The 13,516-nt window shown below is 59.8% G+C and carries 9 protein-coding genes; 4 read left to right on the top strand and 5 right to left on the bottom strand.

The window, feature by feature from the left end:
• Positions 1-3,342 carry a maltose alpha-D-glucosyltransferase gene (gene treS / locus DFS28_RS23110; protein ID WP_111451583.1) on the bottom strand — a complete coding sequence of 1,114 codons (3,342 nt, stop codon included), beginning with the start codon at positions 3,340-3,342 and terminating at the stop codon, positions 1-3.
• Positions 3,343-3,505: 163 nt separating this feature from the next.
• On the bottom strand, positions 3,506-5,503 hold the full coding sequence (locus DFS28_RS23105; RefSeq protein WP_111451582.1) for an alpha-1,4-glucan--maltose-1-phosphate maltosyltransferase: 1,998 nt from the start codon (positions 5,501-5,503) through the stop codon (positions 3,506-3,508).
• A gap of 230 nt (positions 5,504-5,733) precedes the next feature.
• Between DFS28_RS23105 and DFS28_RS30640 the strand changes: the two genes are divergently transcribed.
• Positions 5,734-5,901 carry a hypothetical protein gene (locus DFS28_RS30640; RefSeq protein WP_165934012.1) on the top strand — a complete coding sequence of 56 codons (168 nt, stop codon included), beginning with the start codon at positions 5,734-5,736 and terminating at the stop codon, positions 5,899-5,901.
• A gap of 91 nt (positions 5,902-5,992) precedes the next feature.
• Here the strand turns inward: DFS28_RS30640 and DFS28_RS23100 are convergent, their stop codons facing one another.
• Positions 5,993-6,499, bottom strand: a complete 507-nt coding sequence (locus tag DFS28_RS23100) for an MgtC/SapB family protein (RefSeq protein WP_111451673.1) — start codon at positions 6,497-6,499, stop codon at positions 5,993-5,995.
• Between the two features lie 122 nt (positions 6,500-6,621).
• On the opposite strand from DFS28_RS23100, the gene DFS28_RS23095 reads away from it, so the two are divergent.
• The 3 genes from DFS28_RS23095 to mapR all read left to right on the top strand — a co-directional run bounded on the left by DFS28_RS23095 (position 6,622) and on the right by mapR (position 10,180).
• Positions 6,622-6,855, top strand: a complete 234-nt coding sequence (locus DFS28_RS23095) for a DUF3203 family protein (RefSeq protein WP_111451581.1) — start codon at positions 6,622-6,624, stop codon at positions 6,853-6,855.
• Between the two features lie 195 nt (positions 6,856-7,050).
• Entirely contained in the window at positions 7,051-8,481 is a 1,431-nt protein-coding gene (ccoG, locus tag DFS28_RS23090) for a cytochrome c oxidase accessory protein CcoG (protein ID WP_111451580.1), read from the top strand.
• Between the two features lie 289 nt (positions 8,482-8,770).
• Positions 8,771-10,180 (top strand): GntR family transcriptional regulator MpaR, encoded by a 1,410-nt coding sequence (gene mapR / locus DFS28_RS23085; protein WP_076031034.1) that lies wholly within the window; start codon positions 8,771-8,773, stop codon positions 10,178-10,180.
• Positions 10,181-10,299: 119 nt separating this feature from the next.
• On the opposite strand, the gene DFS28_RS23080 is transcribed toward mapR, so the two are convergent.
• The gene (locus tag DFS28_RS23080; RefSeq protein ID WP_008150878.1) at positions 10,300-11,046 is read right to left on the bottom strand and encodes an SDR family oxidoreductase; all 747 of its coding nucleotides are present in this window, start codon (positions 11,044-11,046) and stop codon (positions 10,300-10,302) included.
• 93 nt (positions 11,047-11,139) lie between these two features.
• On the bottom strand, positions 11,140-13,221 hold the full coding sequence (locus tag DFS28_RS23075; RefSeq protein WP_111451579.1) for a bifunctional diguanylate cyclase/phosphodiesterase: 2,082 nt from the start codon (positions 13,219-13,221) through the stop codon (positions 11,140-11,142).
• Between the last annotated feature and the right edge of the window lie 295 nt (positions 13,222-13,516).

Below are 13,516 nucleotides of genomic sequence, written 5' to 3'. Positions count from 1 at the left end.
CTACTCTCCACCAAGATCGGAAAAGGGTTTAAGCCCACTCAATAACCCATACAAACCGTGCAACGGCACGGGCAACCATGTGGGGCGATTTTCTGCCTCGTAGGCCACTTCATACGCTGCCTTCTCCAGGCCGAACAACGCCAACGCGGCGTCCTCGCCTTCCGGATCTTGCCATGCATGAGCAAGACTAGCTGCCGCTAGCCGATAAGCGTCGACAAATGCGTGTCTTGCTTCATTCAAATAGCGATCGGCGACACGTTGACGAGCGGCTTTGGCATCGGCCGTGTTGTCGACGTTGTGCACATTGATCGCCATCGCCGCAGCGTAGTCAAAGGAGCGCAATACGCCACTGACATCTTTGTACGGGCTGTGTTTGCCCCGTCGTTCGTGCAACGGCCGCGCCGGTTCGCCTTCGAAGTCGATCAGGTAGGCGTCGCCCTTGATCACCAGCACCTGGCCCAGGTGCAAGTCGCCATGGACGCGAATGCGCAGACCACCAACGGCTTTTTTGCCCAGCTCCTGAACATGACTGAGGATGTCTTTTTTGTTGTCCAGTAAACGAGTGACCAAGGCTTTGTCTGCCGGGTTCAATTCGCTTTGATGCTGTTTGAGCAACTTCAGCGCGTGCTCCAATTGCGCCGCCACGTCCTTGGCACAGGCCAGGGCATCTTTCTGGGTGGTGACCTTCGGGGCGAAGTCCGGGTTGTCGCTGGGCGCCGCCAGCACCTGATGCATTTCACCCAGACGCTGACCGAGCATGCCGGCGAAGTCTCTGAGTTCACCCAAGGCGTTGTAGTGTTGCTCCTGCTCGGACATGGCGTCGGCCAGCTCGTCGCGCAGCGCCCGTTCGAGGTTGTTCTGGGTCCATTCCCAGGCGTCGCCCTGATTGCTCAAGTAGCCTTGGGCAATCATCAGCAGACTTTCCTCACCCGCCGGATCACGGCGAACCACCGAACCCAGCAGCGGCGAGATGTTGCGGTAACCGGCATGAGTCAGGTATGCGCTCATTTCCAGTTCCGGGTGCACGCCGGACGCGACCTTGCGGATCAGTTTCAGCACCAGGCTGTTGCCGATCACCACCGAACTGTTGGACTGCTCGGCGGACAGGTAACGCACTTCCGATTCCCCGGTCAGGCCGAGTTTCGCCAGTTCCCACGTCGGCTCAAAGCAGATATCGCCCGCACTGGATGGCACTACGGTATTACTTTGCATGCCCTGCAACACCGCATGCACAAAGGTATCGAGGCTGAAGGCATCAGTGATCAAGCCGACCTGACGCACGCGCCGGACCCGGGACAAGGCCAGTTGCTGAGGCAACGCGGCACCCACCTGATCTTCGGAGATAAAACCGAAGGGCAGCTGATAGCGGCTGGTCTGGCCGCCACTGGTAACGTCGATTTCACTCAACAAAACGGGGTGCAGCGGATCGCCGAAGCGCACGCCATAAGCGATGTTGACCTGTTCGATGGCCGCGTCCTTGCCGGCAAACCAGCGGCGGTTCTGTAGCCAGCTCGGCAAGATGCCCTGTTCCAGCGTGTTGCGGGACGGCGCTTCGAGCAGTTCTTCCATGCGTTTCTTCAGCACCAGCGTGGTGAAGTCCGGCAGGCTTTGCGCCGGTTCCACGTGCCAGCTTGGCATCTGGTTTTCTGCTGCCAGGCCGAACCAGTAGAAGCCGTAAGGCGCCAGGGTCAGCAGGAAATTCAACTGGCCGATCGGCGGGAAGGCGTTACCGCCAAGCATTTCCACCGGCACCATGCCGGCATAAGCGGATAAATCCAGCTCCGCCGCTTGCGCACTGCGCGATACGTTGGCCACGCACAGAATGATTTCGTACTTACCATCCGGCCCGGTGAATTCTCGGGTGTAGGCCAGGATCCTCCGGTTAGTCGGCGAAAGCATTTTCAGGGTGCCGCGACCGAAGGCCTTGGACTGCTTGCGCACGGCGAGCATGCGCCGGGTCCAGTTCAGCAACGAATGCGGGTCGCCGGCCTGGGTTTCGACGTTAACCGACAGGTAACCGTATTGCGGGTCCATGATCGGTGGCAGCACCAGGCTGGCCGGGTCGGCGCGGGAGAAACCGCCGTTACGGTCAATCGACCACTGCATGGGCGTGCGCACGCCGTCGCGGTCGCCGAGGTAGATGTTGTCGCCCATGCCGATTTCGTCGCCGTAATACAGGGTCGGCGTGCCGGGCATCGACAGCAGCAAACTGTTCAGCAACTCCACACGACGACGGTCGCGTTCCATCAACGGCGCCAAGCGACGGCGAATCCCCAGGTTGATCCGTGCCCGACGGTCGGCCGCGTAGTAATTCCACAGATAATCGCGCTCCTTGTCGGTGACCATTTCCAGGGTCAACTCATCGTGGTTGCGCAGGAAAATCGCCCACTGACAGTTGGCCGGGATCTCCGGGGTCTGACGCAGGATGTCGGTGATCGGAAAACGGTCTTCCTGGGCCAGCGCCATGTACATGCGCGGCATCAGCGGGAAGTGGAACGCCATGTGGCATTCGTCACCGTTCAGGCCTTTGGCGTCGGTGTCGCCGAAGTACAGTTGCGTGTCCTCCGGCCATTGGTTGGCCTCGGCCAGCAACATGCGGTCCGGGTAATTGGCGTCGATTTCGGCACGGATCTGCTTGAGGACGTCGTGGGTCTCGGGCAGGTTTTCGTTGTTGGTGCCGTCGCGTTCGATCAGGTACGGGATCGCGTCCAGACGCAGACCGTCGATGCCCATGTCCAGCCAGTAGCGCATCACCGACAGCACGGCTTTCATGACTTGCGGGTTATCGAAGTTCAGGTCTGGCTGGTGGGAATAGAACCGGTGCCAGAAGTACTGGCCGGCCACCGGGTCCCAGGTCCAGTTGGACTTCTCGGTGTCGAGAAAGATGATGCGGGTGCCGTCGTATTTATGATCGTCATCCGACCAGACGTAGAAATCCCGTGCCGCCGAGCCTTTCTTGGCCTTGCGCGCACGCTGAAACCAGGCGTGCTGGTCCGAGGTGTGGTTGATGACCAGTTCGGTAATCACCCGCAGGCCACGTTTGTGGGCTTCAGAAATGAAACGCTTGGCGTCGGCCATGGTGCCGTAGTCGGAATGCACACCACGGTATTCGGCAATGTCGTAGCCGTCATCACGCCGTGGCGAGGGATAGAACGGCAACAGCCAGATGGTGTTGACGCCCAGATCGGCAATGTAATCGAGTTTGGCGATAAGACCGGGAAAGTCGCCGATCCCGTCATTGTTGGAGTCGAAAAAAGACTTAACGTGAACCTGGTAAATCACCGCATCCTTGTACCAGAGCGGGTCTTTGATAAAGGTGGCTGCCTTGGGTTTCTTCGCCATTTGAAACTCCTGAAAAATTCTGGGAAAACAGTATCTGCCTGAAGAAATACGGTCAGTGTGGGAGCGGGCTTGCTCGCGAAGGGGCCATAACAGTCAGCATTGATGTCGCCTGACACACCGCTTTCGCGAGCAAGCCCGCTCCCACATTTGATCTTCGCCAGGCTCAGGAAATGCTGATTCGCCAGATCCCGAACGGTTGATGCGCCGGGTCGATCCGCATGAATTGGTACTTGCCGTGCCAGGTCCAGCGATGACCGCTCATCAAGTCTTCGCCCTGGGTGCTGGCGTCGTCGGGCAAGCCCATTTCCCACAGCGGCAATTCGAAATTCGCTTCCTGGACGTTATGCGGATCAAGGCTGACGGCCACCAGAATGAAATTGCTGCCATCGGCGCTGCGTTTGCCGAAATACAGAATATTGTCGTTCCAGGCGTTGTAGACCTTCAGGCCCAGATGCGTCTGCAGCGCCGGGTTCTGCCGGCGGATGCGGTTGAGCTGGGCGATCTCGGCAATGATGTTGCCCGGCGCATTGAAGTCCCGAGGGCGGATTTCGTACTTCTCGGAATTGAGGTATTCCTCCTTGCCCGGCACCGGTGCCGCTTCGCACAGTTCGAAGCCTGAATACATGCCCCACAGACCAGAGCCCATGGTGGCCAGTGCCGCGCGGATCAGAAAACCGGCGCGCCCCGACTCATGCAAAAACGCCGGGTTGATGTCCGGTGTGTTGACGAAGAAGTTCGGCCGGAAGCATTCGCGCCACGGTGACTCGTTGAGTTCGGTGAAGTAGGTGGCCAGCTCGGACTTGTTGTTGCGCCAGGTGAAGTAGGTGTAGCTCTGGGAGTAACCGACCTTGCCCAACCGCGCCATCATTGCCGGGGTGGTAAAGGCTTCGGCCAGGAAGATCACCTCGGGGTACAGCGCCCGCACATCAGCGATCAGCCATTGCCAGAACGGCAGCGGTTTGGTGTGAGGGTTGTCGACGCGGAACAGCTTCACGCCCTCCTCGACCCAACCCACCACGATGTCGCGCAACTCGACCCACAGACTCGGAATCGCATCGGTGGCATAGAAATCGACGTTGACGATGTCCTGGTATTTCTTCGGTGGGTTCTCGGCGTATTTGATCGTGCCGTCGGGACGCCAGTTGAACCAGCCCGGATGCTGTTGCAGCCACGGGTGATCCTGAGAACACTGAATCGCAAAATCGAGGGCGATTTCCAGCCCATGGTCTGCAGCCCTCGCGACAAGTCGGCGGAAGTCTTCGCGCGTGCCCAGCTGCGAATGAATGGCTTCATGCCCACCCTCTTCGCTGCCAATGGCATACGGACTGCCCGGATCGTCCGGGCCGGCGGTCAGGGAGTTGTTCGGACCTTTGCGGTAGCTGAGGCCAATCGGGTGGATCGGCGGGAAGTACAGCACATCGAAACCCATGTCCTGGATCATCGGCAGCCGCGAATGTACATCGTTGAAGGTGCCATGACGGGCCGGATCATCAGTGATCGAACGCGGAAACAATTCATACCAACTGGCGAACTGCGCCAGGTCCCGTTCGACGTCGAGCGGGTACTCAGGGCTGATGCTCAAATAGGGACGATGATCGGCCTGCGTCATCAGCTCAGCGCTACGCTGGTGCAGAAACAGCTCGACCTGCTCGATTTCGAGCAACCCCGACAATTCATGGTGCAACGCCTTCAGTTGCTCGCTCAGCTGTCCTTCGGTGCGTTCGGCGGCTTGCTGGACCAGCGTTCGCCCCTCTTGCAACTCCAGGCTGATCGGCACCCTGGCGGCATGTTTTTTCTCCAGCTCGTAACAGAAGCTGGCGAACTGATCGATCCAGGCTTCGATGCAAAACACATAACGGCCCTGACGCGCGACCCGGAACTGGCCCTGCCAACCGTTATTGCCCAGCGCGGCCATGACTTCGCTTTGCCAGGTTTCCTCACCCTCGGCGTGCCAGCGCACTCGCACGGCCAATTTGTCGTGACCGTCGGCAAACACTTTGCTGGTCACCACCACGTCCTGACCCATCACGGCTTTGACGGCGAACTGTCCGCCATCGAGGGTCGGCATGGTGTTTTCGATGGCGATGCGCGGCAGCAGTAAAGCCTGCGACAGCGGCATATGAGGGTTGTAGTTCAGCTCTGTCGGTTTTTCAGCAGTCATCGAGCATCTCTCCTTTACGCCCCATGGACGCTCTTGTGTCTGTGGCTTGTAACAGGATAGCCATCCCGCAGGATCGTCCGCCCCGGAATGAACTCACTTAGGTTCCGAGCGACAGGCGCCGGTAAAAGTTCACGAGGATTTGCCCAAGCCTTCGAAGGAATCAATTCCTGTACGCAGTGGTCAACACACTTAAGCACGACTTACGCCATGTGCCACCGGAGGTTGAATTTATGAGCATTCCGATCCCTGCCGAAACGCCTGATCCAAACATCGACAGCCCGACCATTCCGCCGACCGAGCCTGAACCTGTGCCTGAGCAAGACCCGCCCGGCACTACCCCGCCACCGCGCGAAGACCCGCCAGCGACGATACCGCCGGTGATTGTCACACCCGAGTAGTGATCGTTCCCATGCTCCGCGTGGGAATGCAGCCGAAGCGGACGCGGAACGTCCATTGAGGCATTCCCACGCAGAGCGTGGGAACGATCATTCACGGACTTTGATCCTTGTCCTTGTCGATAATCCGCACAACGGCGGGCATCACGCTGAGAATCGCCAACGCCAGCAACGTACTGAGCACCGCCGTCGCCTCTCGCCCCAACCCGGCCGAGACGCCAATGGCGGCGGTCATCCACAACCCGGCGGCGGTGGTCAGGCCTTTGACGTGCCCCTCGTCGCCCTCGTTGTTTTTCAGAATAGTCCCTGCGCCAAGAAAGCCGATCCCGGCGATCACACCCTGCACCACCCGGCTCATGGCATCGGCTTGCGAGCCGGACATTTGCGGCACCAGCACGAACAGCGCGGCGCCGAGGGCCACCAGCATGTGGGTGCGAACCCCGGCGGCCTTGCCCTTGTGCTCGCGTTCGAAGCCGAGAATCCCGCCCAACACCGCCGCCATCAGCAAGCGCACGGTAATGCGCGTCAGTTGTGAAGCGTCGCCAACGTCGGCGAACTCCGCTTGCAGGGTCACCCAAACCTCATGCCACCAGGCGTTCATGGTGTTGTCCTTGTCAGGGGTCGTTTCAGGGTGGACCGCGTCGACCATTAATCGGTTGCACAGAACGATGATCCTCGGCTGCGCCCTAACGCTTTAGATCCCGCAGAAAAAAGGACACCTCCATGACTGTGCGCATCGAAAACCAGACCTGCTTCTTCATTACCGCGAACGGCGAAGAAATTCGTTTGTGTCCCGACGTCACCATCATTACCGACCCGGAAAAAGCCATGTCGGCGGTGGAGCTCAATGATCGGCGCTTCTACATTACCGAAGCAGAAGCCGACGCATTGACCGTAGCAGGCGCAGTCGACGGGCGTAAGCATTTGAAGGCCACCGACAGTGGTTCGGTGATTTGACTGATCAGCATCAATACCACCCGCAGACGCTTGATATAGGTGTCTGCGTCCTGCTGTAGCGGGTGCATCAACTTGTCGCAGGCAGCGGATCAATGGCCATCTGATCCGCTTTTTATTGCAATAGGTGAGTCTGTTATGCAAACAGATCGCCGCTCATAGTGCTCAGGCCTGATGGAGGCTGATGAGCGAAAGACCATGAGCGATAGAATCCCCGTCCGAATTGTTGAAAGTGCCCCGTCCGTTCAAAGCTATGAGCCTTCGCGTCCAAAGATGAAGGCCAAGTCCAGCGACAACCTGATCCACACCCGCAGCTTCACCGGTTTATTCCGCACCCTGCGCATGAGCGGCGCGGGGTTTCTGTTTTTGCTGTTCTTCGGCACGGTGTGGTTGAACTGGGGCGGTCGCCAGGCGGTGCTCTGGGACCTTTCCGAAAGCAAATTCCACATCTTCGGCGCGACCTTCTGGCCGCAGGATTTCATCCTGCTGTCGGCGCTGCTGATCATTGCCGCGTTCGGCCTGTTTGCGATTACCGTGTTCGCCGGGCGAGTCTGGTGCGGTTACACCTGCCCACAGAGTTCCTGGACCTGGATCTTCATGTGGTGCGAGAAGCTCACCGAAGGCGAACGCAACCAGCGGATCAAGCTGCAAGCCGCGCCCTGGGGCCTGAACAAAATGGTCCGGCGCTCGGCCAAGCACACCTTGTGGCTGGCCATCAGCCTGTTGACCGGCCTGACCTTTGTCGGCTACTTCACCCCGATCCGCCCGCTGGCCGAAGAACTGCTGACCTTGCAGATGGGCGGCGTCAGCCTGTTCTGGGTGCTGTTCTTTACCGGCGCGACTTACATCAACGCCGGTTGGTTGCGTGAAGCGGTGTGCATGCACATGTGTCCGTACGCGCGGTTCCAGAGCGTGATGTTCGACAAAGACACCCTGACCATCTCCTACGACGTGGCCCGTGGCGAAAACCGTGGCCCGCGCAAACGTGACGTGGCACCGGCAGAAGTCGGCCTCGGTGATTGCATCGACTGCCAGCTGTGCGTGCAGGTCTGCCCGACCGGCATCGACATCCGCGACGGTTTGCAGATGGAATGCATCGGTTGCGCCGCGTGCATCGACGCCTGTGATTCGATCATGGACAAAATGGGCTACGCCCGCGGGCTGATCAGCTATACCTCCGAGCATCAATTGCAGGGTGGCAAGACTCATTTGTTGCGCCCGCGATTGATCGGCTACACCGCGGTCCTTCTGGTGATGATCGGTGCGCTTGCCCTGGCGCTGGTGGAGCGGCCGATGGTCTCGCTGGACGTGAGCAAGGACCGTGGCCTGTTCCGCGAGAACAGTCAGGGGCAGATCGAAAACATCTACAGCCTGAAAGTCATCAACAAGACCCAACAACGTCAGGATTACCGTCTGACCCTGGTCGATGGTGACGGCTTCCAGTTGCAAGGCAAGACCGAACTGAGCCTGGCGCCGGGCGAGATTGTGGATGTGCCGGTGTCGGTGGCGATGACCACGGAACGGCCGAGCAGCAGTTCGCAGACGATCAGTTTCAAGATTGTCGACAGTGATGAGCCAGGGATTTATAGCGTGGCGAAGAGCCGGTTTGTTGCGCCGACGAATCGTTGAGCCTTTAAGATGGGGAGCGGTCAGAGGCGGGATTGAGTTTCGTGCATGATCTGTAAGCCACCCCTCACCCTAACCCTCTCCCCGGAGGGGCGAGGGGACTGACCGAGGCGTCCAGCGAATTACGGCGACCTGAAACTCCGAGTCGACTATGGATTCAAAGCAGATTTTTCAGGTCGCCGTTACCTTGAATATCCCCCAATCAGTCCCCTCGCCCCTCTGGGGAGAGGGTTAGGGTGAGGGGTCGATTTCCCTGACACACCACACAACAACCTGGCGACAAGGCCCTCCGATGAAACGCTACGAAAAATTCGCCGACGACATCGCTGAACTGATCCGCTCCGGCGTTCTCGGCCCTGGCCAGCGTGTGCCATCGGTGCGCTACGCCAGCCAGACTTACGGGGTCAGCCCATCCACAGTGTTCCAGGCCTATTACCTGCTCGAACGCCGCGGCCTGATCCGTGCTCGTCCGCGTTCCGGCTACTTCGTCAACGCACACGCGCCGAGTCCGTTCTCGGAGCCGGTGATCAGCAGTCAGGTCAATGAATCCACCGAAGTCGACGTCAGCGAACTGGTGTTCTCGGTCCTCGACTCGATCAAGGACCCGAACACCGTGCCCTTCGGCTCAGCCTTCCCCAGCCCGACCCTGTTCCCGCTGCAGCGCCTGTCCCGCTCCCTGGCCAGCGCCGCGCGCGAGATGGACCCGCGCATGGTCGTCACCGACATGTCGCCGGGCAACCCGCAACTGCGTCGACAAATCGCCCTGCGCTACATGGTCGGCGGGTTGATGCTGCCCATGGAAGAACTGCTGATCACCAACGGCGCACTGGAAGCGCTGAACCTGTGCCTGCAAGCGGTCACCGAGCCCGGCGATCTGGTGGCCATCGAAGCCCCGGCGTTCTACGCGTGCCTGCAAATCCTGGAGCGGCTGAAGCTCAAAGCCGTGGAAATCCCTGTGCATCCGCGCGATGGCATCGACCTTGGCGTACTCGCGCAAACCCTGGCACGGCACCCGATCAAGGCTGTCTGGTGCATGACCAGCTTCCAGAACCCGATGGGCGCGACAATGCCCGAGGCGAAGAAACAGGAACTGGTTGAGCTATTGCGCAGCCATCAGGTGCCGCTGATCGAAGACGACGTCTACGCCGAACTGTATTACGGCCAACAGGCGCCGAAACCGGCCAAGGCTTTTGATACCGAAGGGCTGGTGATGCACTGCGGTTCGTTCGCCAAAAGCCTGGCCCCCGGCTACCGCATCGGCTGGGTTGCCGCCGGGCGTTATGCGCAGAAGATTGAACGGCTGAAACTCATGACGTCGCTGTGTGCGTCGATGCCGGCCCAGGCGGCCATCGCCGATTACCTGCAACACGGCGGCTACGACCGGCACCTGCGAAAACTGCGTTACGCCTTGGAAGAACAGCAAAGCGCCATGCTCGCCGCCATCGCGCGCTACTTCCCGGCGCAGACTCGCGTCAGCCAACCGGCCGGCGGCTACTTTTTGTGGCTGGAATTGCCACCGCAGATGGATTCGCTGAAGTTGTTTCAGATGGCGTTGGCGCAAGGAATCAGCATTGCGCCCGGGCCGATTTTTTCACCGACCCAGCGCTTCAGGAATTGTATCCGCCTGAACTACGGTAGCCCCTGGGATGAGACGGCCGAGAAGGCGATGGAGACGTTGGGGCGGATTGTGCGGTCGTTCTGAATGATCGTTCCCACGCTCTGCGTGGGAATGCCTCTAGGGACGCTCCGCGTTCCAGCTCTCGAAAGGGCCGCAGAGCGTCCCGGGCTGCATTCCCACGCAGAGCGTGGGAACGATCAGTATTAACGCCCGCCGCCGAGGTCAACAAAAGTCCCGGTCGCATAGGAAGCCTTGTCCGACAGCAACCACACAATCGCCTCAGCCACTTCTTCCGGACGCCCGCCCCGAGCCATCGGGATCGCCGACTCCAGCTTGCTGACCCGATCCGGGTCACCGCTCAACGCATGGAAATCGGTGTAGATGTAACCCGGGCGCACGGCGTTGACGCGGATGCCTTCGCCAGCCACTTCCTTGGACAGGCCGATGGTGAACGTATCCAGCGCACCTTTGGAGGCGGCGTAGTCGACGTATTCATTGGGCGCGCCCAGGCGTGAGGCCACCGAGGACACGTTAACGATGCTGCCACCCTGCCCGCCATGCTTGGGCGACATGCGCAGGATCGCGTGTTTCGCGCAGAGGATCGGCGCCAGGACGTTGGTCCTGAGGATCTTGAGAATACGGAACTCAGACATTTCATCGATCCGGGACTTCTGTCCGACGGTGCCGGCGTTGTTCACCAGTGCCGTGACCCGGCCCAACTCCGTGTCCACACGATGGAACAGCGCGATCACTTCATCTTCGATGCTGACGTCAGCGCGCACCGCGATGGCTTGGGCGCCGAGGGCGCGGACTTGCTCCAGCACCGTTTGCGCAGCGGATTCGTCGGCCAGGTAGTTGATGCAGATCTTATAGCCTTGTTCGGCGGCCAACAGGGCTGTGGCGGCGCCGATACCACGGCTGCCGCCAGTGATGACGATGACTTTGTCCATGCGAAATTTCCCCCATACCAAGCGTTAGCGGTCGGGGCCAAGAATAACCGTCATCGCTGGCTTTTGCATGGGCTCACATCAATCACATCGTTCTCAACTCACCGCCAATTGCTCTGCACGCAGAATATCCACCATGAAGCGTTCAGCCGGCAGCGGGTGCCCGAGCAGGTAACCCTGAAGCGAATCACAACCGAGTTGCGTCAGGAAGTCTTGCTGCGAGTCGGTTTCCACCCCTTCGGCGACGATCCGCAACCCCAGTGCCTGGCCGAGGGCAACGATGGCGGAAACGATGGCGGCGTCATCGCTGTCACGCTCCAGATCGCGGACAAAACCCCGGTCGATTTTCAGTTCGTTGGCGGGCAAGCGCTTGAGGTACATCAAGCTCGAATAGCCGGTGCCAAAGTCGTCGATCGACAGGTCGACACCCATTGTCGACAGTTCCTGAAGCACCGTCATGCTCGCATCGGCATCGCTCATGGCGGTGGTTTCGGTGATCTCGAGGGTCAGGCTGTTGGCCGGCAAATGGTGAGTGGCCAAGGCTTTGGCGACGCTCTGGACCAGGCCTGCGTGGCAGAACTGCAGGGCTGAAAGGTTCACTGCGATGCGCCAGTCGGTGTACCCGAGCACGTACCACTCGCGCATCTGGCGGCAGGCTTCGTTGAGCACCCATTCGCCAATCGGAATGATCAGCCCGGTCTTTTCCGCCAGTTCGATGAACTTGTCCGGGAGCAACATGCCCTGGGTCGGATGCTCCCAGCGCAGCAATGCCTCGGCACCGACCGGCCGGCCATTGTTGGCATCGAACTTGGGTTGGTAATAGAGACTGAATTGCTGCTGATCGAGGGCGATACGCAAGTCCTGCAGCAATTGCAGCTGTTTACGCGCGTTGCTGTTCATTGAGGCATCAAAGAAGCTATAGCCGTTTTTGCCGGCGCCCTTGGCGTGATACATCGCCGCGTCGGCGTTCATCAGCAACTCTTCGGCGGTTTCACCGTTACCGGGATAAATCGCGATGCCGACACTGGCAGAAATCTGCAAGTCATGTTCGGCGACCCGGAACGAACGCGCGATCAGCCCGACCTGGCGGGCTGCCAGGCTCAATGCGTCATTCTGTTCGCCGAGCTGCACCAGTAAAACGAACTCATCACCGCCGATCCGCGCCAGGGTGTCATGGCTGCGCAAATCCTCGCGCAAGCGCAGACCGACTTCACGCAACAACAGATCGCCCATATGGTGACCGAAGGCATCGTTGACGGGTTTGAAACCGTCCAGATCGATGAACATCAACGCGAAACAACCGCCCTGCTCCTGCACCATGGACATCGCCTGATCAATACGGTCAGCCAGCAACACGCGATTCGGCAGGCCGGTCAGGGTGTCATGCAAGGCCAGTTGAGTCAGTTCGCGGTTGGCCTCGGTCAATGAGTGGGCAAGGCTTGCGGTGCGGGCCTCAAGGCGCGCATCGAGGATCGAAGTCAACAAGGCAAGGCTCAACACTGCCAGGGTGGTGATCAGCACCAGATTGTCCAGGCCCTTGCCGTTCAGACCGCTGACGGCCGCGCCACAGAAGCTGCCATCCGGGAAACGCGCCGCCGCCATGCCGGTGTAATGCATGCCGACGATCGCGAACCCCATGATCACCGCCGCACCGCCACGGATCAGGCCGACATAAGGCGTGTGCTGGCGCAGGCGGAAAGCGATCCATAACGCGGCGCCCGAGGCGACTACGGCGATCAGCAGCGAGGCGCCGAACAGCGTCGGATCGTAATCGATACCCGGCTGCATGCGCATGGCGGCCATGCCGGTGTAGTGCATCGCGCTGATCCCGGAACCCATGACCAGCGCGCCGAATGCCAATTGCCAGGCTGGCAATTGTGGCTGGCTGACCAGCCACAGGGCAAAGCCGCAGGACAGGATGCCAGTCAGCAGTGACAGCAATGTGATGCCGACGTCGTAACCGAGGTCAATGGGCAATTTGAACGCGAGCATGCCGATGAAATGCATCGACCACACGCCAACCCCCATGGCAAAAGCTCCGCCCGCCGTCCATAGATGCACGGCCCGGCCCTTGGCCGTGGCGATGCGTCCGGTCAGGTCGAGCGCGGTATAGGAGGCGAGAATCGCCACAAAAAGCGAGATGATGACCAGCGTGGGGGAATAGCTACCGATAAGCATGAGACTACTCGCGACAGCCCCTCCGTACTGCTTCCATTCTCGGGGGGGCAAATCGGGCGATTGTACTGATTGCGCAAAAGAACGCACTGACAAAATAAGCAAAGGGCCATCAAGCCGATGAAGCACTTGTTTGACACCTCGCGACGGCCACGTCCAGCAGTAGCAGTAGCAGTAGCAGTTGCGTTGTGGCGAGGGGATTTATCGAAACGTCGCACCGCCCCGTTCGGCTGCGAAGCAGTCGTTAATCCATCGGATGTGGTGTGTGACTGTAAAAAAAAAAAACCGGGGCCGCTTC

Origin of the sequence: Pseudomonas sp. 478 (assembly GCF_003254125.1) — a bacterium.
Taxonomy (GTDB): domain Bacteria; phylum Pseudomonadota; class Gammaproteobacteria; order Pseudomonadales; family Pseudomonadaceae; genus Aquipseudomonas.
Note: the sequence above shows the minus strand (reverse complement) of the source record. Positions and strands in the feature narration are given on the sequence as shown.